A 21046-nucleotide genomic window follows, 5' to 3' on the forward strand; every position below is an offset into this window, starting at 1 on the left:
ATCAATTTACAACGGAGTCTATTTTGTTAAAATTTATTTTCTATTTTACGCATCTTTTGTAATCATTTTTTTAGAATTATTCATTTTATTAAAAGCAGACAAGATAAAATACAGATTTCTTATTATTGATATTTTATTTATTTCTTTATTGACATATTTGATATTAACTATTCATTTGAATTATTTATTGATATTTTTATTGCTAAACTTTCTGGTTTTTTATTTTTCTTTTGATTTCATTAAAATAAATTCAAAAATAATTTTTTTCACTATTCTGATTGTCGCAGTTATCGAATCATTTATCGGCTTATTACAAAACTACGGTTTTGATTTTACCGCTTTGGCTACTTTTTACAAAATTGTAGGTACCTACACCACGCCAACGTTGTTCGTAGCTTGCATCACGCATGCCTTGCCTGTGGTTTTGGCATTGTATTACTTAAATAAAAATGAAAACATAAAGAATATCATTCTTTTTACAATTGGTTTAATTTTACTGGCTGTTTTACTTTCAGGAATCCGCGCCGCCTGGCTCGCTGCGTTCGTTGGCATTGGATTATTTTTTTTATTAAAAGATTTAAATATCATCAAACAGTGGCTTTCTAAAAGGCACATTAAAATTTTTACTGTAATTGCCAGCCTGTTATTGATTATGTTTTTAACATTAATGTTGTATTACATACGTCCCGCCTCGGCCAATGCCCGGTTGTTAATCTGGCGTATTAGCTTAAATATGATCAAAGATCATCCTATTACTGGAATTGGTCTCGGTAATTTTGCCGTACAATATATGAACTATCAGGCGGAATTTTTTAAGAATCCCGCCAATATTGAACATTGGGCCAATGTGGCAGGCAATGTAAATCATGCACACAATGAATTTTTGCAAATATTTGTTGAGACGGGCATTTTGGGATTGTTGTTATTTTTAGCGATTTTATTTTTTACATATCAAGATACATTCCGTCTCATTCGTGCAAATAGATTGAATGAAGAAGATCGTTTAATTATCATCGGATCGATATCCGCTATTTCGTCAATTCTTGTTTTGTCGTTTTTCGGTTTCTTTCTTTATTTTCCCTATTTAACCATCTTCTTTATTGCTTATCTTGCCATAATTGGTAGCATACTAAAAAAATATCAAAAAGGCATTATTGAATTTCATTTAACCCGATCTGTTCATCTAACGTTTTTATTTATTATTACTGCGCTATTTTTGCAAATTGCTCCTAAAATGTATAAGGAATACAAAGCGAGAAAAGTCTGGCAGCAAGCGCTAATATTGGCGTTGTACAAACAACCGGAGTTGGCGATTAAAAAATACAATCAAATCTATGATACGTTAAAAGACAACGGTGAATTTCTTTTTATGTTTGGTGCTACGTATGTTTCCATTGATAGTTGTCAAAAAGGAATTGAACTTTTAGAACGGTCTAAATTAAATTACAATAATCCAAAAATTTATATTGCCCTTGGTAATGGGTATGAAAAATCAGGTCGTTTTCAAAAGGCCATAAAAAATTATCAGATAGCCGGTTATATGATGCCGCATCAATTGTATCCACATTATTTATTGGCTAAATTGTATCATAAAATAAAGAATGACAAAAAAGCAATATCAGAAGCCCAGATTGTTATCAATAAACCGATTAAAATTGATTCTCCGGCTGCCCGGCAGATGAAAGAGAAAATGCACGTTTTATTAGATAAATTAAAGAAGGATCATTAAATGTTGAAATATCTTACTTTAGTTTTCTTCCTTTTATTCTTTTTTTCTTGCTCCCAAAAAGAAAACACGGCAGTCAAAGTAAAAAAGGCGCCGGATATTCCGGTTGAAGTTAAAACGGAACGGGCGTTTAAAGGTAAATTGGTAAAATATATTAAAACCGAAGGCATTGCTCAAGCCTTTCGCAAAAGTCCGGTTATTTTTTTCCAGAATGGTTATCTGATTAAAATGATTGCTCGCGAAGGGCAATATGTTAAAAAAGGCGATTTAATCGCCCAATTGGAAAATGAGCAACAGGCTATCCGTCTTGCGGAAAGTAAGGCTGCCCTGGTTAAAGCCATTACCGAATTTGCCGCCAAAACCGGAGATCAAAACATAGCGTTACAACTTTTGAAAAACAATGACAATTCATTTAATGAAGAAAATTATTACACAAATCTGGATTCACTTGCCAGAGAAATTTTAGGCGGCAAAAGAAGGGCGGAAACTTTGATGGCCCATAGCGGATTAAGCCAGGCTTACACGGCTTACCAAAGAGCCTTGCTCGATTACAAAAAAACGAAATTTCTTGCTCCGTTTGACGGTGTTGTTGGAAATATTAGCGTAAGAAATGGGGAATATGTTACCGCGGGCGCTCCGGTATGTTGGCTTTATGATCTTGCTAAAATAAAAATTGAGGTAGAAGTACTGGAAAATGAGGCGTCGTTAATTAAGGTGGGCAATCCGTGCGAAGTTACGTTCCCTGCTTTAAAAAATAGGACCTTTAAAGGAACGGTATTTGACAAAAACGTAGCCATAAACCAGGAAACGCATACGTTAAGATTAAACGTTTTGTTAAATAATCATGCCCTGGGAATTTCTCCCGGAATGAATGCCCGGGTTAAAATCATTGTAAAATCCGAGAATGAAACATTGCTGGTTCCCAAAAAAGCCGTATTAGAAAGGGATGGAAGATTTTTAGTTTTTGTGGTAAGAGATTCTATAGCTAACTGGTGCTACATCACGCCGGGCGAAAGCAATGATCAATACGTTCAGGTATTGGATTCTGAGTTTCATTTAAAAGCCGGCGAGCCTGTTATCGTTGAAGGACAATTTACTTTAGCGCATGGGGCAAGAGTAAAACTTAAAGATTAAAAACCGTGAAAATCGCTTAAAAAGGATTTTATGAATTCATTGCTTAGATCGCTTTACAAAAGACCGATAACAATTTTTATGTTTTTCTTAGGTCTTTTAATACTTGGCGCAATTTCTTTAAAAGAGCTTGAGATTTCATTGCTCCCTCCGTTAAACTTCCCTCAAATTACGGTACATGTTTCCTATTCGAATAGTTCGCCGGAAGAGGTTGAACAAAACATTACACGCTATCTGGAAGAAGCTTTTAGTACAGTGAATGGCGTTACCGATGTTATTTCACGTTCTTTAAGCGGAGAATCCATTATTACATTAAAGTTTGCCTGGGGTACGGATATGAAATATGCCGCGTTAAATGTGCGGCAACAGGCAGATAGGGTCTATAGTTATTTCCCAAAACAGGCCGGTCGTCCGGTTGTCAATCTCAAACAACCGCAAAACAGACCGATTGTTACTTTAGCTTTAAGCGGCAATTCCTTGTGGGAATTAAAACGGTTTGCCGAATATGTTTTAAAAAAGCGAATGGAGCAAATTCCTGGCATTGCCGAAGCCGCCATCATAGGCGCCCCGGTTCGTGAAATTAAGGTTTACATTGATCCTGATTTTTTGAGGATATACGGATTTTCTTACAATGATATTGAGCAGGCCTTAAAAAATAATAATATACTAATTAGCGGCGGGAGTATTAAAAAAGGCCATTTTAGATTGGCTTTACGGATCAATAGCGAAGTTCAGTCCGTGGAAGATATTGCCCAAATTCCTGTTTTAAACAGAAAAAGAGGGACATTCGTACCTTTAAAAAAACTTGCCAGGGTCATCGACGGTTCTAAAGAGCCCGAATCATTAGCCAGAATTAATGGTAAGCCATGTATTGCCATCGATATTTACAAAGAAAGCCAGAGTAACACATTAAAGATAAATAGTCAAATTGAAAAGGTGGTCAAAGAAATTCGGGACGCATTTCCTGACATTAAAATTCATACTATTTATTCTCAGGCTTCATTCATCCGTACCACGATTAACAATGTAAGCTATGCCATTTTAAGCGGCGCCGTATTGGCGATAGCGGTATTGTTCTTTTTTCTGTCAAACTGGCGGGCGCCTTTGATTATTGCAATTTCTATTCCGGTTTCGGTAATTATTGCTTTTTTATGTATGAAATATTTTGGCATCGGTCTGAATATTATTTCGCTTGCCGGATTGGCATTGGGCGGCGGTATGTTAGTTGACAATTCCATAGTTGTTCTGGAAAATATTCACCGTTACCGCGAGAACGGCTTCACAACGTTTGAGGCCGCTGTAAATGGCGCATCAGAGGTCGCTTTGCCTATTACGGCTTCTACCTTAACGACCATAGCTGTGTTCATTCCGATTCTATTTTTAAAAGATGTCTCGGCAGCTGTGTTTACTCAGGAAGCAGAAACCGTAACATTTGCGCTCTTGGCTTCTTTACTGGTTAGCTTAACGTTATTACCGGTTATATTCATTTTGTTAGAAAAGAAAAGAAAAACCGTTTCAGAAAATGTTCTGGTGAGCAAAGGACTTGAACGGTTCTACGAATCCGGAATTAATTTTACTTTAAAACGGGAAAATTTATTTTTGTCCGTTGTTTTTTTTCTCCTGATATTGAGCCTGTTTTTGTTAAAAAATTTAGATCGCAGATTGTTGCCGGAAACCGATCAACATGCCGTTGAAATGCGTTGTAATTATTTGCCCGGCGTTTCACTAAATTATATTGATAAACACATTCAGCGAACGGAAAAAATTTTAAAAGAACAGCAAGGTATTAAATATTATTACGCAGAGTTGGGCAAAAAACAAGGCGTTTTTCTTGAACCGGATGAACGAAAATTAAATCGCAGTTATCTGTACATTCAACTGGATAAAAATCAGAATAGTAATCGGTTTATTCATCATTTCAAAGAGAAAAATCGATCAGGCGAAAAAATTCAAATTGAATATCGAAAAATTGAGCCTGCTTTGAGCGGCGTATTAGGGAAAAAGGAAGCGCCCTTGTCGGTTTTTATTAGCAGCCCGTCTTTAAAAATTCTGGATTCATTAGGCCATGCGCTTGTTCAAAAAATTGAAGAAATTCAACCCGGCGCCATTTACAATTCCAATTTTTTCGAACGATATCCAACCATTTCATTAGATCTTGATTTAGAACGTATGGCGCTTTATGACCTGACCGCTTCGGACGTTGCTCAGCTATTAAAAGTTGCTCTTAATGGTGTTGTAGCTACGCAATTGCGTGATTTTGATCGCAAAATCGATGTATTGGTTAAGGCGGAGGAATCATTTAGAGAAAATTTAGATAAGCTATTAAATTTACGAATAAATAATTATCCGATAAGGAATTTTGTAAAGATTAAACGAACCAATGAATTAAGCTATATTGAGCGTAAAAATCAAAATCGCGTTTTCCGTCTGGATTTAAACGTAGAAAACATTTCTAATTTTGTGAAAAAATTAAATACTCAGATAGAAGAGATTGATCGACCTTCCGATTCCAACATTTATTTAGGCGGCGAATGGCAGGAAAGCGGAAAATCGATTAAACAATTGTATTTTGCTTTTATTATGGCCATTGTTCTGGTTTACTTAATCCTTGCCGCCCAGTTCGAATCTTTTTTAGCGCCTTTTGTAATTATGTTTACGGTGCCGCTGGCTTTGATTGGCATTATTCCGGCGCTCTTAATAACGGGGATGACCATTAATATTATGTCGGTAATCGGTCTTGTGGTGATTGTAGGTATTGTGGTTAATGATGGTATTCTTAAAATCGATTTTATTCAACGTCATCAGCGAAAAGGCATGAACCTGAATGATGCCATCCACGCCGCAGGAAAGATGCGCATTCGACCGATTGTGATGACCACGGTTACTACCTTATTCGGGTTGTTACCGCTGGCTCTGGGTATTGGGCCTGGGGCCGACTTTCAACAACCGATGGCCATTGCCATTATTGGTGGCGAAGGGGTTGCCACTATTTTAACGTTGTTTGTTTTGCCTTTACTTTACAAAAAGCTGGTTAGCAAATGAAACAATTTCTTGACTGGTGGTTAGAAAGACCGGTTTCGTTTTTAATTCTTAATATCATTATCATTATTCTAGGATTTCTATCGGTACTGAGTCTTCCCCTTGAACTTTCTCCTGAAGTTGAGTTGCCGCAGGTTTCCATTACGGTTTATTACCCGAATAGCTCGCCAGAGATGATAGAGGCTTTAATTACATCTCCTATCGAAAGTAGAATGCAGGAACTTTCCGATTTACGAAAAATTGAATCTGTTTCATCAAACAATTCAGCGCGTGTTACTTTGAAATTTGACCGTAAAGCCGACATGGCGTTTGTCGTTTTTAGAATCAATGAAATTCTCAGCGATTATCAATCATGGTTGCCGGAAGGGGCGTTTAAACCGCAGATACAAAAATACATCCCCGAAGAATTTAAAAGTGAAAGTTTTTTAAGTTATCGCTTATTAACCGACCTCCCCGAAAATGAGCTCTATCGGATGGTTCAGGATAAAATAAAACGCCCCTTATTAAATATTCCTGGCGTGTCTTCCGTTGAAATTTTTGGCCTTAAAACTCCGCAAGTAGAAATATTGTTGAATTTGAGGCAAATGAATCAATATGGCATTTCACTGAATACCATTCAACAGAAATTATCAAGCGCTAAAATGCAGGTGGGAAAACTGAAAAATGAAAATCTAATTTTGCCAGTTAGCATGGATCTTAATTTCAAAAACATCGAGGAAATTAAAGATATTCCGTTTAAGATTTCAGAAACAAGATTAATTCATTTAAAAGATTTCGCGATTGTTAGGCAGGGCTATCAACCGCTTCGATTTAAAAAACGGATTAATGGCAAACATACCATTTTGATTTCAATCGAAAGAGAAAAAGGTAGCAACACCATATCTGTTGCGGATCGGGTTTTTAAAGTTATCCGAAAGATTGAAAAACAACTGCCGAAAGATAATCAGTTGATTTTAGTGGATGATGCCAGTAAACCGATCCGAAAGGCGTTGAATGATTTGTTGATACGTACGGCAATCGCCATGGCCTCCATGTTCTTTTTATTGATTTTAGTTTTGCGTCGTTTGCGCTATACGTTTATTATCATCACAAGTATTTTATTGTCTATCGCTTCTATTTTTATTTTAACAAAATTTATTGGTTATTCACTCAATTTGGTGACGCTTGCCGGTCTGGCGTTGGGCCTTGGTTTTATTATTGATAATTCTATTCTTGTTTTTGACGCCATTGAATCCTCAAAAGAAAAAAAAGAGATCATCTACAAGACAATAAAAATCATTTTTCCGGTTTTTGCCTCCACACTAACAACTCTGGTTGCTTTGTTTCCTTTTATTTTTCTTCATGGAATAATTAGAACTTATTATATTCCATTTGCCTTTATAGTAACGGTCGCCTTATTGTCCTCCGTTTTTTTTGCATTTATTTTTATCCCGGCTGCTTTTAGGCATTTAAATCAGAACAAGACTATTTTGCCGGGGCGATCTTCTTTCTTTCAATTACACCTGAAAAACCTTTACGGCAAAATATTGTTTAAAATAATTCGGTTCAGGAAAGTCGTCATCGTTTTATTTATCTTATCATTTGGCATTCCATTATGGTTATTACCGCAATCGATTGATAAAGATCATCAACAAGGGATTAAAGCCTTTCTGGCAAATCTTTACAATAATACCCTGGGTAGTGAATTCTATCAGTCCGTAAGAGAATATACGGACCCTGTTTTAGGGGGCTCTCTTTATTTGTTCTTTAATTACGTTGAACGCGGCGAACCATGGAGATGGTGGTCAGGTAATAAGCTTTATGTTTATATTCGTATGCCTCATGGCAGCGACCTGGGCATAAGCGAAAAAATAATTCTTGAATTCGAAAAAATAGCCTTAGCGCAGGAAGGTATTGACAAAGTTGAAACGACTATTAGTCCGTCTGCAGCCTATTTATCCATTTCATTTAAACAAAAAACATTAAATTCCTTTGTGCCTTATTATTTAAAAGAATTGCTCATTCAAAGGGCAACCAAAGTTGGCGGAGTGTACATTTCTGTCTCAGGATTCGGAGACCCTTATTCAAGCGGGTTTTACGGAACCGTTTCAAATTTTCGAATCAAATTAACCGGATATAGTTATACCGGATTAAAAGCCCTTGCCTTGCGGTTAAAAAAAGAACTTGAAAAAAACATCCGCGTTCAAAATATCGATATTAACGCTCCATTAGGTTTTATTCTTGAACCATTATATGATATGCAAATGGATATGGATAAATTTAAACTGGGCCAGATGGGGCTTACTCCAAAAGAGGTTATTCCATTGTTGCGTTTGTACACTTCGGAGCGGTTGACTGCAAGACGAATTAAAATAGGTTATGAAGAAAAATTTTTATCCATTAAATCTCAAAATTATGAACGATTACAACTGGATGAATTAAAAAGTTTATGGTTTCGGTCTTCTGCAAATATTCCTTTTAGGCTTAATCAATTTTCTTCTTTTCAAAAGAAAAAAGTGCTCAATGAAATCCATCGGGAAAATCAAGAATATATTCGAATGTTTACCTTTGACTATTTAGGGCCATATCATTTTGGAACGGAGTATCTAAATCAAGTATTAAAAAATTTTAGAGTACCGGTCGGTTATAAAGTATTACCTTTTTATTGGCGAGAAAAAGAAAAAGATAATTCTCAATTGATTTTAATTGTATTCCTGGGGTTGCTTTTTATTTACATGGTTACGGCTTCTTTGTATGAATCGTTTCTGGATCCTTTATTGATTTTTTTAACGATTCCAGCCGGTTTGGTAGGTATTTTTTTACTGTTTTATTTTACCGATACCATTTTTACAAAATCAGCTTACATTGGCGTGCTTTTTATTAGTGGGATTGTTGTTAATAATTCCATTATTCTTGTTAGTAAATATAAACAATATTTTTTGCGAAGTCATTCCATTGTTAGAACAATAATTAGAGGCAACCTTAATCATTTCCGGCCAATTTTTTTAACTACTTTTACAACAGTATTGGGATTTCTTCCTATGATTCTTCTTTCGGAGCAAAATGCCGATAATATATGGTACACGCTTGCTTTAACAGGGTTAGGAGGGATGATAAGTTCTTTCTTATTTATTCTGTTTGTTTTGCCAGTACTTTTTTATTCTTTTCATAAAAAAAGAAAAACAATTTAAAACTATAAAGAAAAAAACTTACCCCATGGTATTAAACTCATTATTTTGCCGGCGGAAAACAAACCCGACGTGCGCGAAATGAACAAAGAACTACTGGAAGGCCTGGAATTAATTTTTGTTAAGGATTGCGAGCAGATTTACGATTTGTTGTTTTAAAAAAAATAAATGAGTCCACTCTAAAAAGATATTATTATCGAATTTCATTTAAATGGGATTCAAATTACATAAAATATATTCGTGTCCATTCGTGAAATTCGTGGTATTTATATTGAACTCATTCTTTTCCTCCATTTTTGGGTACAGCCCCTGACAATAATTTAAAAAGAAGGAAAAAGCTTTTTGTCCTACTCAAAAGCAATTTACCGGTTTTTTCTCTTGTCTTAAATATTTTTAATCTTTATTTTATTAAAACCGCTTTTTTATTTTCAGGAGAGTTGATCCATGCGTTACCTGGTCATTTTTTTGCTTTTACTTTTGTCTCAACTTCTTTTCGCACAAAACCAGACCCTACAAAAAGCGCTTATCGATTTTTCACAGAATCGTTATGCACAGGCAGAAAAACTTCTCTTCCAGCATGCCCAAACCCATGCAGACGATCCCACGCCCTTAAATTTATTAGGCCACATTTACATGAACAGGCAAAATTTTAAAAAAGCAATTCAAGTTTTTCAAAAAGCGCAGGAATTACGTCCCGATGATGGGGCCATTGCTTTGAATTTAGGAAAAGCGCTGGAAAAAACAGGATATTTTACCTTAGCCCAGCGGCAATATTTACGCGCCATGCAGGATACCTCGCTAACGCGCCTGGCTAAAATGGCGCTGGCTCAACTATATTACAAACAAAGCCATTTTAAAAAAGCGCTTAAGTTATATCGGGAATTAATTAAATATGACGCCCGGAACGGCTACTTTTTTAAACAAGCCGGGCGTTGCGCGTTAAAAGTATCAAAAGATATCGGGCAGGCTGAAACCTATTTACAACAAGCCTTACGGTTTACTCCGGGCGATCTGGACGTTTACGTTCTACTTTATAACCTGTACAAAAAGAAAAACGACTGGCCCAACGCCCTGCAAATCGCCCAGCAGGGACTGATTCAATTTCCGCAAAACAGACAACTATTACTTGTCGTTGGCGACAGTTATTTCGCCACGGGCAAATACGATCAGGCCATCTCCCCTTACCGAAGCGCTTTACAAGCTGGCGATTCCAGCGCTTATGTGTTTAAAAAATTGGGCGCCGCTTATTACTATCTCAACGACTATCCTTCCGCTCTTTTGTCTTTAAAAAAATCGGTTAAACGGGACGATCAGGACCCCATTACCTACTATTTTTTAGGCCTTACACAAAAAGCATTAAACCTTAAAAAAGCAGCCATTGTCTCGCTTAACAAAGCGGTTAGCCTTTCGTTGCCTGATTTTTTGACCGATATCTATTTTCATCTGGCCGAAGCCTATCAGAAGCAAAAAAAGTATACGCGGGCCATCGCCATGTACAAAAAGTTGATGGAAACCGATTCGTCGCAGGTCATGCCGCTTTTTTACCTGGCAACCATTTACGACGATTATTATGAAGACCGGCAAACGCCGCTGCGCTACTATAAAAAATTTTTGGAACAGGCAGGCGACTCTGTTGACGAGCGTTACAAAAACTACGCTCTGGAAAGGATGAAGATCATTCGCGAAAAACTACACTTTTTGAAAGGCAGAAAGGAAGCGCAATGAAGATTAACATGCTCTTTGTCATTTTTGTCCTGATCGGCGGTCTGCATAGCCAGACGCTTCAGACGCCATGGTTTCAACAGCTCAGGCAAAGTTTTGAAAGCTGCCAGTCTCTTGAGCAACTGGATAGCCTCAGCAGGCAATTTGAAGCGCAAAATCAAAATCGTCCTCAACGATTGATTGCCTTTTATCAGATTTATTCCAATTATGTTTATGTCATTGCGCAAAAATATTTTATTTCGCTGAAGACAGATGAAGAGAAAGAGGCCTTTGCCCTTAAAGTAAAAAAACTTCACGAAATGAAAAAACAATACCTCCTGAAGGCCGATCAGCTTTGTCAGAAACTACAGGGCGACTCCATTGACGAAGAAATTCAGACCTTTTGTAAATATTTTAAAATGGCAGCCGGTAGAATACGTTTTGAGCGTCAATTAAAAGAACATCAACCGTTGCCCGATTTTGAATTTACCGATTCGCGGGGACAACAACACAAGCTTTCGGATTTTCGCGGTCGGTATGTTTTGCTGCACTTCTGGAACATGCACAGTAAACCCTGTGTTGACGAGCTGACCTACCTGCTTCAGGCCTTCAATCAGTTCGACAGAAAAAAAATTCAGATCATCAGTATTCACATTTCGGTTGGTAAACCCGATTTAAAATGGGAGGCGGAGACGTTAAGCAATTTGATTCAGGAGATGGGGCTAAACTGGATTCAGGTTTCCGGCGAACAGACACAAGCAATTAAAGAACTTTACTTTGTGCGCAACTTTCCCACCCTATACCTGCTCGATGCGCAGGGCCGCGCCTTAAAATCTGGCAAGAGCCTAAGAGAATCGCAATTAATCGCTACGCTTTCAGAACTTTTTACAGACCAGTGAAAACTGCCTTGCGCTGAAACAGGATTTTTTACAATATGCAAAGTAAGTCTATAAAGGCAGGCTGCTTTAGAAATTAAAAAACGCGAATTTAGATCGTAGCGGATTTTAAGTTTTTCAACTGATCCTGTGCTAAAATGTTACATCTTTTAGAGGGAAGTATTCCAGGGCAGCACAGCCGCAACCAAAATCAACCGCAACGCGCGCAGAGTAATTTTCTCGCAGATTACGCCAATAATCGCAGAAAATGATTTAACATTTAAGACAAAAGCTAAGCAAACCGGCGCTATTTACGCCGAGGGTGTCTCAAAAGCGACATCTAATGAAAAATTATACAAAGATAGGAAAAATCTTACAGTAGCCCTCACCCCCTGCCCCCCTCTCCCGAAAATCGGGAGAGGGGGAATTAAAGGGGGTGAGGGAAAGAAAAAAATGTAAAAAAATACATTGTCTTTGACTTTTGGGACAGCCCCGGCTGGGGGATGAGTTTTTAAAACAGCACAAAATTTTTCAAATGCTTTTACGTTAGATCTTTCAGAGGAAGTATTCCAGGGCCGCAAAGCCGCAACGTGCGCAAAGTAATTTTCTCGCAGATTACGCCAATAATCGCAGAAAATGATTTAACATTTAAGACGCAAGCTAAGCAAACCGGCACTCTACTATCCGTAATCCGTAATTCGTAATTCGTAATTTTTAATTTGTAGTACAGCATACCAGCAAACAAAAACATTCCCGCATGAATTTAAACAACCACAGAGCGCACAGATAATTCACAAAAGGCACAAAGAATGTTTTAAGTTAAAAATAGTTTCAATTGCCCCCCTGCTCTCTGGGGCTGTCCCAAAAGTCAAAGACAATGTATTTTTATAAAGTTTTTCTTTCCCTCACCCCCTTCCCAAAAAAAAGAATCTGGGGGAGTAGGAAGAACTGTTCGTTGGAAATTTTTCTCCAATGATGTTCAATATTTGCGCATTTATAAATTTTTATTCAACCATTCAACTAATTAACTATTCAACCAATACAGCAGCACAAAAATTTTCGCACGCTAAGGCATTACATTTTTTGAAGGAAGTATCCCAAGGCAGCATAGCCTCAGCCCAAAACTTCATTAGACGCAGTTTTGGGAGTAAAAAATCAACCGCAAAGAACGCAAAGAAATTATTTGCCTTCACCCCCTCGATCCCGCTATCCGTGCAACTGCTGCAGGCGCGTTTTTATCTGCTCCTGGCGTTCGCGATATCCCCGGGGGAAAATGATGGTAAAAATACTACCCATTCCAACTTTGCTGCGATAGGTGATGTCTCCTTCATGCGCTTTCATGATTTTTTTACACAGAGCCAGTCCGATTCCGCCGCCGTCTTCTTTGGTGGTAAAATAGAGGTCGAAGATGCGTTCGCCGATTTCCGGCGCAATGCCCCGGCCGTTGTCTTTAACGTGAATGTAGATATTTTGTCTGTCCTGCGCGGTTTTGATGCTGACCTCGCCGCCCTTTTCCACCGCCTGAAAGGCATTGAGCACGATGTTTAGCAACACTTGCTGTACCTGATCTGCGTCGCCGTAAATAAAATCAAGCGAATCGTCCAGATCCAGATTGAGTTTGATCTGTTGTTCCAGGGCGAGATGCTGCACCAGACGCATTACATCTTCTACAAGGGCATTGGGCTTAAGGGTTGTTAATTTGATTTCTCTTTTGCGGGCCAGATTAAAAAATTGTGTGTGAATACGGTGGATGCGTTTGATCTCGTTTTGAATGAGGTTGAGCGATTTTTTTAATTTGGGATCCAGATCCGGGTATTCCTTTTGCAGACGATTGCTCAAAATTTCGGCGTGAATCCCCACCGCGGAAAGCGGATTACGAATTTCGTGGCTGACTGACGAGACCAGATTGGCAATGAGGCCGTACTTCATGGAGCGTAAAAGATTGCTCTCCAGCTCGCGCAATCGAGTCAGGTCTTTAAAGAGCAGCAGGTAGCCGCCTTCGGGGAGCTTCTGGATGGTAATATCCACATTGGCTTCTATATTTCCCGGAAGCCAGATCAATAGCTGTTTGCTCAATGATTTTTCGGGTAAAGCTTTACAGCGCAAAAGCAGTTGACGAAACTCCATGTTTTCGGCCAGAATATTTTCAAAGAATTCTTTAAAAATATGGGGCGAAGGACAATGCAGTAAACGCACCGCCGCAGGATTAAAAGTGGCAACCTTAAAATCGGGATCCAGAATAACCAGGCTCTCTTCAAGCGCTTCTAACATATCTTCGATGTTTTTGACGCTTTTCTGGTAGCTTTCCGAAATCATGCCCATGCGTTCCAGCGATTGATTGAGGCGCATGAAAGTATCGGTGAATTCATCCTTACGGTCGTAATCAATACGATACTTAAAATCACCGGCGTTCAAGCGCTCGGCCAGGTTACGTACGGAGGCGATTGGTTTTTTGAAAGAGTAATAAACAATAAATAACATCAGGCCAAGCAAAACCGTTAGGTTAATTAAAATGGGAGCAAACAGTTTTAAGGCCTGTGTCGAAAATAATCCGGGCAGACGGGCCGGCTGGATGATGACCACCCGTAGCGTTTGTCTGGAAATGGGCAGTTCAAAAGCGGCCCATAGTATATCGGACTTTTCATCTAACTTGCCTGTTGAAGAAGCGTGTATTGAATCGGTCTTCAGCCGGTACAGGATGCTTTCCGGAAGGTTTTGCACGCGCTTGAAGATAATTTGATCCTGTACTTTGAGAATTACAATGCCAGAGGTCAGATGTAAATCGTTCAGAATTTGTGCAAATCGACTTTTTAATGTCTGCCTGTCAGTGGAGCTGTCGGCCACGTATTGCAGGCTGTTTTTTAACAAAATGATTTGCGAGTTAAACTGGGCAAGACGCATCTCCTTTTGCATATTGCGGTAGGTCAGATTAAAGAAGATAGCAGAAATAACCAGCAATAAAACGGTGAGCAGTACCAATACCCAAAAGCGTTTAATAAAATAGGCCAAATTGTACTCCTTGTAAAATGAACGAATTTATTTTACACAGTTTTAGGGCAAAGTTCAATAAAAACAGAGAAACTTAAACTAAAGCAGCAAAGCTGCAACCAAAACAAACCGCAACGCGCGCAAAGAAATTTTCCCGCAGATTACGCCAATCATCGCAGAAAATTATTTAACATTTAAGACAAAAGCTAAACAAAACCGGCGCTATTTACGCCCCTTCTCTTTTTTAAAGAGAAGGGGCTGGGGGATGAGTTTTTAAAACAGCCCAAAAATTTTCAAATTCCTCCCGGGCAGGATTGATCTTTCAGAGTAAGTATTCTAAAACGCACAGGCAACGGTAATTTCTAATTAAACTGGACAGAGGATTTAAGAAAGGGAAGTTTGTTTATCCAACGATTGGAAAAACCAAAGATTTTACGCCATAAATCAACCCAAATTCCTTTTAATGCGATTCCACAATCCTTTACCCAAATAGTGATCGGCCACGGTCAGAATATTCTGGATGCTGGCTAAAACATCGCTTTTACCGGCCCAGTGTTCATGCACCAGATCCACGTCGCCCTGATTGATAAAGTCGTTTAAAACGTAGGCTGCCAGCGCCAGATCATCCATGTAGCCGATGGGGCCAAGGACCGCTTCAGGCAGGAGATCAAGCGGCGTAATAAAATAGGCCAGCACGGCGGCAAACTTCAATTTTTTGTCAGAAGGCACACGAGGGTCGCGCATTAATTTGTACAAAAGGTGAAAAAAATCGGGCACCAACAATAACAGATCGGCATATTCAAAATCCTTTTTTTTAAGATATGCCTCGATCTGTTTTCTCAATTTTTTATAAAAATCATCATATTGTTGATCGCTCATCGTTTCTGGCTGTACCGGTTTGTTCTCCATTTTTCCTCCCCAAAAGTTGAGCTTTTATTTGTGGTTAACATTTCTTCTGTGTGTTTAATTAAAATCACCACAAAGCTGAACGAACTTTTGACTTTTCATTTGCCTTTCATGCGCTTTTCTTCTCCGTCGCAACGTTGCGGCCCATGGTGGCCCGCAGCCCTCAAAACCCCCGCTCTTTACGGATCTGTTCGTAAGCGCTGTTAATCTCGATCATCTTCTCATTGGCCAGTTGAATAAAATCTTCGGGAATTCCTTTGGACATCAGGCGATCGGGGTGGTATTGATTGACCATCTTTTTATATGCGCTTTTAATCTCATCCACGCTGGCCTCCGGCGTGATGCCCAGCACCTGGTACGCCTGATGATTAACCTTAACAAACAGCGCTCGTATTTGTTCGAATTCGATGGGGCTTAAACCAAAAATTTCTGCTACCTGTCGGATAAAATTTTCTTCGGCTGGCAGAAATCGGCCGTCGGCCATGGCAATGCGGAACAGAAGATGAATCATCTCCTGCATTATTTCTGGCTGGTGTCCGATCATCTGCCGAAACTGACGGGCGTAGGCCATGGGATCATCCGGCGAATTTTTAGCATTATTAAAAATTTGCGCTACAATTTTGCGTTCTTCGGTGGTTAGTTTTAAATCTTCCTTTAAAAAGCGATCGAAGACATGGATTTCTTCTTTGCTGACCACGCCGTCCACTTTGGCCATTTTGGCGGCCAGTGATGTCAGCGTAACGTAAAATAGAAACTGTCGCTCCATTTCGTTTTGCGGTTGACCGGCCGTGGTTTTTCGCATATCACTGCCGCACGCGGGGCAGTGTCCGTCGCTTAAAGGTTGAACATGACGCCCGCAGTGTGGGCAGCGCAGGCCGATGCCCGCCCGTTTGCCGTCTGTTTCCTCGTCGTACATGTGACCTAAAATGCCGCCAAAAACCGCGCCCAGCGGCCCGCCCAGCATAAAACCAAAACCGATTCCTATTGCCTTGCCCCAGAAGCCCATGGTAAAATTTTCTCCCGTATTATCTTAATTTTTTACTCGCTTTGATCAATATTCCACCTGTGGTCATGTTATTAAATTAAACCGCTCAGTTCAAGGTTAAAATACTTATCAAATTTAAAAGAAGTTTCAAAAAAACCAGAAATTTTTTTGACTACAAATAATTAAACGCTTATAATAAAACATATTCTACCCTAATTGACTAAGGGGCATATCATGAAGCAAAACAAATCCACCCGAAAAATGATCAAAGGATGGCGATTGTTATTGCTCCTGCTCATTTTCCTGACATCGCTGTCCGCTCAATCACTGCAGGAAAAATTAAACCGCTACGCTACTTTAAATATTAATGAGTGGTTGATGTATCATTCCAATCAGCGTCTTTCCATTACAGATTACAGAACACATTATCCCTCCGGCGGCGGTTTTTATCCGATGGCTTCGGGCGTGCTCATATTTGAGGATGGGCTGGTGTGGGCCGCCAAAGTCCACGATGGGCGAGAGCCGGCGCTACGCGCCGGCGGCTGTATGTTTGTCAGCGGGGTACAGCCCGGCTGGATCGTAGAAGAAGGCAATGCCAATCAATGGCCTGTTGCCGTGGCTGCCGATGAACCCGGGGTAAGGATTTACCGCTGGCGCAAAGACTTTTTTGAAATAGATGATGCGCCATTAAAAGACGAAGTGGCGCTATTGCTGGAGATCGAGCCGGATGCGGTGACCAACGCGCAAATCGACACCCTGCGCCGACAGTATTTACGGGACCTGCAAGAGTGGCCGGCAGAACATGGCGCGCCCTATTACGATCGAAATCGCAACGGTAAATATGATGCGGACTACGATGAGCCGGGCATTCTTGGGGCCGATCAGCTGCTGTGGTATGTGGTGAATGATGCCAATGAGGCCCGCGCCAGCCAGTTGTTCGGCAGCCCGCCCATTGGTCTTGAAGTTCAGGTAACCGCCTGGGCATACAAGGTGGGCCTGAGCCAGGTGGCCTTCAGACGCTATCGCATCATCAATAAATCGGGCTTTTTGCTCGATTCCATGTTGGTGGGGCAATACGTCAACTGCGATATCGGATACTTTGGGGATGATCTGGTGGGCTGTGATTCATCGCTTTCTTATGGATTCGCCTACAATGGTTATCCTTCCGATGACGTGTTTAATCAATTTTCCATGAGTCCGCCGGCGCTGGGGATCGTGCTGCTTCAGGGGCCAATCGTTCCGCAACAGGGCGCCACTGGCATACAGGATTTTAGGCAAATTACAGATTATGAAAACCTTCCCATGACCTCTTTCTGGTACCATGGTTCTGGAATGGCGACGGCTCCTCCATCGTTAGGTACCTACTGGGGAACTTTAACCGTTTTTGCCAATTTACTGGGCTTTGCCGATTATCGTTACGGTCATTTTGAACCATTTACCAATGGCGCGATCCCGACCTCTCCCTGGCCGCTGCAGGGCAATCCTTTAAGCGGCCAGGGCGAAATCGATGGAGCGAATGGGTATCCTTTACCCGGTGCCCGAATGCTCATGGTTAACAGCGGACCGTTTAGCATGGAGCCGGGCGCCGTACAGGAAGTGATTTACGCCTTTGTGGCCGCCAATCCCTCCGCCGCCGGCAACCATCTGGATGCCCTGGCCAATTTGATGAAAATAATCCCTACCCTTCACAAAGCTTATCAGGCCTTTTTGCAATTTGAAGCGCCGGTTGGCCCCAGACAGACGACGCCGCCCGATACGCATGATTCTACCGGTGTGGACTATTTCATCCTGGGCGATGGTTATCCCAACCCCTTTGCGCAGCAGGTTCAGCTTAAATTACGCCTGTTGAATGACCTGGACGTGCGGCTGGAGGTTTTTAATGTGCTGGGGCAGCAGGTGCAAACCATTTATCAGGGACCTCTGTTAAAAGGCGATTATGTGCTGCAGTGGGATGGAAAAGATCGGCGGGGGAACGATCTGCCCTCTGGCGTTTACTTTGTGCGTTTGCAGCACGGCCCTTTAATGCGCTGGCGGAAAGTGATTTTACTGAAATGAATTTGATTATTAAAGAAAAAAACAACAAATTTATCTCCTCTTGTAAAATATTCAAAAGGAGTTTGTGATGAAAAAGATGACGGAAAAATTTTTAATGGACGCTTTTGCCGGCGAATCCATGGCGCACATGAAATACCTGGCATTTAGCGAAATTGCCGAACGAGAGGGATTTGAAGGCGTGGCAAAACTGTTTAAAGCCATTGCCTACGCCGAAAAGGTTCACGCCATTAATCATGCAAAAGAACTGGGACTGCTGGGCAAAACGGCGGATAATTTGCAAACTGGCATCGACGGCGAGAACTTTGAAATCACCGAAATGTACCCCGCCTACGCTGCTGTTGCAAAATTACAGGAAGAAAAAGGCGCGCAACGATCCATCCGCTTTGCCGAAGAAGCGGAAAAAATCCATGAAGAGTTGTACAAGCTGGCCCTGCAGGCGGTGTCCAGCGGCAAAGACTTTGATGTCGATGAGGTTTACATCTGTCCGTTATGCGGACACACGCACATTGGCAAACCGACCGAGCGCTGTCCGATTTGTAATCTGCCGCCTGAAAAATACGTTAAATTCTAACAGTTAAAATCTTGCTAAAGCCTTCCTGCGGGGAGGCTTTTTTTTACGTTGTAGGGAAAGCTACTCCGGAAAATAAAAAAATAGCAATTCAATCTTGAATAAACGATTACCTCGAAGGGACGGTTTTTTTGCCGGCAAAAAAGCAGTGCAGCTCGCAAAATTCACAAGATTCCACGGTGTTGCAATCATAAATAAATTGATCCAGCGCCTTTTTAAAAGCAGTGGCTTCCTGCCGTTCGGAAAGGTAAAAGCCGATAAAATTCATCAATTTCTGGCCGGTTTCTTCTTCTAATAAATGTTCTACTTTACACGCTTCTTCCTCGGCTCTTTTACTCGGTAAATTGAGAACTTTTTCAAAAAAAAGGCGAATGATGCGCCGTTTGCTCAAAACGTCGTTAATTAAAGCCCGCCCTTTTTCGGTGAAATGGTAAAATTTATTTTCATCTTCACGAATGTAGCCTTTTTTCACTAATTTGTGAATGGTAATCGAAACACTGCTGCGGCTGATATTAAGATATTTTGCAATGTCAACGCCGCGGACATAGCCGTTGCGCGCTAAAAGCTCGTGCATGGCCATCAGGTGGTGAACGCTGCTGTGCGTCAATTCGATTTCATCAAATTTTTTCCAGGTATCTTTAAGCATTTTTGCTTCCCAACAATTGTTAGTTAAGTATAACAGTAATTTAGTTAATTTAATTTGCATTGTCAATTTTCGAACCAAAAGTGGAATTCAATTTTTGTATTGAACGGCAACAAGTTAGCGTGTTTCCTTCAAGATATCTAAACGATTTAAGTGGAGGAGAAATCTATTCTTTGCCATGTTTTGAGAAGATTTCTCCTCGTCCGTTGGACGGACTCGTCGAAATGACAGGGGAGGCGCCTACCGGCAATCCGACGAGCACCACGCATCTGTCATTTGGACGACCGCTTCCCACTCTGTCATTTGGACGATCGCTTCCCACTCTGTAATTTCAACGATCGTCTCCCACTCTGTCATTTGGACGATCGCCCCCCCCACTCTGTCATTTCGACGAGCGCAGCGAGGAGAAATCTATTCTTTGCCATGTTTTGATAAGATTTCTCCTCGTCCGTTGGACGGACTCGTCGAAATGACAGGGGAGGCGCCTACCGGCAATCCGACGAGCGCCCCGCATCTGTCATTTGGACGACCGCTTCCCACTCTGTCATTTGGACGATCGCCCCCCCCCACTCTGTCATTTCGACGAGCGTAGCGAGGAGAAATCTATTCTTTGCCATGTTTTGATAAGATTTCTCCTCGTCCGTTGGACGGACTCGTCGAAATGACAGGAGAGACGCTTACTGGCAATCCGAGGAGCGCTTCCCACTCTGTCATTTCAACGAGCGCCCTGCATCTGTCATTTCAACGATCGCCTCTCACTCTGTCATTTCGACGAGCGCAGCGAGGAGAAATCTTTTCTTTTCCGTGTTTTGATAAGATTTCTCCTCGTCCGTTGGACGGACTCGTCAAAATGACAGGAGAGACGCCTGCCGGCAATCCGACGAGCGCCTCCCGCCCTGTCATTTCAACGAACGCCCCGCATCTGTCATTTTGACGATCGCCCCCCCACTCTGTCATTTCGACGAGCGCAGCGAGGAGAAATCTATTCTTTCCCGTGTTTTGAGAAGATTTCTCCTCGTCCGTTGGACGGACTCGTCGAAAAGACAGGAGAGACGCCTACTGGCAATCTGAGGAGCGCCTCCCGCATCTGTCATTTCAACGAGCGCCCCCCACTCTGTCATTTCGACGAGCGCAGCGAGGAGAAATCTATTCTTTTCCGTGTTTTGATAAGATTTCTCCTCGTCCGTTGGACGGACTCGTCGAAATGACAGGTGAGACGCCTACCGGCAATCCGACGAGCGCTTCCCACTCTGTCATTTCAA

General features: G+C 40.9%; 13 protein-coding genes. 9 read left to right on the top strand and 4 right to left on the bottom strand.

Translation table 11 applies throughout. The features are described 5' to 3' along the window. The first annotated feature begins 187 nt into the window (after positions 1-187). The 7 genes from Cabys_RS01980 (at position 188) to Cabys_RS02010 (ending at position 11663) form a co-directional block, all read left to right on the top strand. Positions 188-1729 (top strand): O-antigen ligase family protein, encoded by a 1542-nt coding sequence (locus Cabys_RS01980; protein WP_169313639.1) that lies wholly within the window; start codon positions 188-190, stop codon positions 1727-1729. Further along, positions 1730-2860 (top strand): efflux RND transporter periplasmic adaptor subunit, encoded by a 1131-nt coding sequence (locus Cabys_RS01985; RefSeq protein WP_006928415.1) that lies wholly within the window; start codon positions 1730-1732, stop codon positions 2858-2860. It abuts the gene before it with no gap. A 30-nt stretch (positions 2861-2890) separates the two neighbouring features. Next, positions 2891-5899, top strand: a complete 3009-nt coding sequence (locus tag Cabys_RS01990) for an efflux RND transporter permease subunit (protein ID WP_006928416.1) — start codon at positions 2891-2893, stop codon at positions 5897-5899. Further along, complete coding sequence (locus Cabys_RS01995) at positions 5896-9066, top strand: efflux RND transporter permease subunit (RefSeq protein ID WP_006928417.1); 3171 nt, start codon at positions 5896-5898, stop codon at positions 9064-9066. The genes Cabys_RS01990 and Cabys_RS01995 overlap by 4 nt, the downstream gene beginning before the upstream one ends. 30 nt (positions 9067-9096) lie before the next feature. Beyond that, complete coding sequence (locus Cabys_RS19750) at positions 9097-9222, top strand: S16 family serine protease (RefSeq protein ID WP_150109351.1); 126 nt, start codon at positions 9097-9099, stop codon at positions 9220-9222. Between the two features lie 285 nt (positions 9223-9507). Further along, the gene (locus Cabys_RS02005) at positions 9508-10788 is read left to right on the top strand and encodes a tetratricopeptide repeat protein (RefSeq protein WP_006928418.1); all 1281 of its coding nucleotides are present in this window, start codon (positions 9508-9510) and stop codon (positions 10786-10788) included. Continuing rightward, positions 10785-11663, top strand: a complete 879-nt coding sequence (locus Cabys_RS02010; protein ID WP_006928419.1) for a peroxiredoxin family protein — start codon at positions 10785-10787, stop codon at positions 11661-11663. Before Cabys_RS02005 ends, Cabys_RS02010 begins: the two co-directional genes overlap by 4 nt. Positions 11664-12845: 1182 nt before the next feature. On the opposite strand, the gene Cabys_RS02015 is transcribed toward Cabys_RS02010, so the two are convergent. The 3 genes from Cabys_RS02015 to Cabys_RS02025 form a co-directional block, all read right to left on the bottom strand. After that, positions 12846-14648 (bottom strand): sensor histidine kinase, encoded by a 1803-nt coding sequence (locus tag Cabys_RS02015; RefSeq protein WP_006928420.1) that lies wholly within the window; start codon positions 14646-14648, stop codon positions 12846-12848. Between the two features lie 423 nt (positions 14649-15071). Further along, positions 15072-15536 (bottom strand): YkvA family protein, encoded by a 465-nt coding sequence (locus tag Cabys_RS02020; protein WP_006928421.1) that lies wholly within the window; start codon positions 15534-15536, stop codon positions 15072-15074. 160 nt (positions 15537-15696) lie between these two features. Then, on the bottom strand, positions 15697-16539 hold the full coding sequence (locus tag Cabys_RS02025) for a TerB family tellurite resistance protein (RefSeq protein ID WP_006928422.1): 843 nt from the start codon (positions 16537-16539) through the stop codon (positions 15697-15699). Positions 16540-16752: 213 nt separating this feature from the next. Here Cabys_RS02025 and Cabys_RS02030 point away from each other — a divergent pair, with 213 nt between their 5' ends. Together Cabys_RS02030 and Cabys_RS02035 are read left to right on the top strand one after the other, a co-directional pair. After that, on the top strand, positions 16753-18573 hold the full coding sequence (locus Cabys_RS02030; protein ID WP_006928423.1) for a FlgD immunoglobulin-like domain containing protein: 1821 nt from the start codon (positions 16753-16755) through the stop codon (positions 18571-18573). 67 nt (positions 18574-18640) lie between these two features. Continuing rightward, positions 18641-19144, top strand: a complete 504-nt coding sequence (locus Cabys_RS02035; protein ID WP_006928424.1) for a rubrerythrin family protein — start codon at positions 18641-18643, stop codon at positions 19142-19144. A 106-nt stretch (positions 19145-19250) separates the two neighbouring features. Here Cabys_RS02035 and Cabys_RS02040 read toward each other — a convergent pair whose 3' ends face one another. Beyond that, the gene (locus Cabys_RS02040; RefSeq protein ID WP_006928425.1) at positions 19251-19787 is read right to left on the bottom strand and encodes a metal-dependent transcriptional regulator; all 537 of its coding nucleotides are present in this window, start codon (positions 19785-19787) and stop codon (positions 19251-19253) included. Positions 19788-21046: the final 1259 nt, after the last annotated feature.

Origin of the sequence: Caldithrix abyssi DSM 13497 (assembly GCF_001886815.1) — a bacterium.
GTDB lineage: Bacteria > Calditrichota > Calditrichia > Calditrichales > Calditrichaceae > Caldithrix > Caldithrix abyssi.

Coding starts and splice junctions, on each gene's coding strand:
- Cabys_RS02040 (WP_006928425.1), bottom strand. CDS start 19,787: ATGCTTAAAGATACCTGGAAAAAATTTGATGAAATCGAATTGACGCAC.
- Cabys_RS02020 (WP_006928421.1), bottom strand. CDS start 15,536: ATGGAGAACAAACCGGTACAGCCAGAAACGATGAGCGATCAACAATAT.
- Cabys_RS02010 (WP_006928419.1), top strand. CDS start 10,785: ATGAAGATTAACATGCTCTTTGTCATTTTTGTCCTGATCGGCGGTCTG.
- Cabys_RS01995 (WP_006928417.1), top strand. CDS start 5,896: ATGAAACAATTTCTTGACTGGTGGTTAGAAAGACCGGTTTCGTTTTTA.
- Cabys_RS01990 (WP_006928416.1), top strand. CDS start 2,891: ATGAATTCATTGCTTAGATCGCTTTACAAAAGACCGATAACAATTTTT.
- Cabys_RS02030 (WP_006928423.1), top strand. CDS start 16,753: ATGAAGCAAAACAAATCCACCCGAAAAATGATCAAAGGATGGCGATTG.
- Cabys_RS02035 (WP_006928424.1), top strand. CDS start 18,641: ATGAAAAAGATGACGGAAAAATTTTTAATGGACGCTTTTGCCGGCGAA.
- Cabys_RS02005 (WP_006928418.1), top strand. CDS start 9,508: ATGCGTTACCTGGTCATTTTTTTGCTTTTACTTTTGTCTCAACTTCTT.
- Cabys_RS01985 (WP_006928415.1), top strand. CDS start 1,730: ATGTTGAAATATCTTACTTTAGTTTTCTTCCTTTTATTCTTTTTTTCT.
- Cabys_RS02025 (WP_006928422.1), bottom strand. CDS start 16,539: ATGGGCTTCTGGGGCAAGGCAATAGGAATCGGTTTTGGTTTTATGCTG.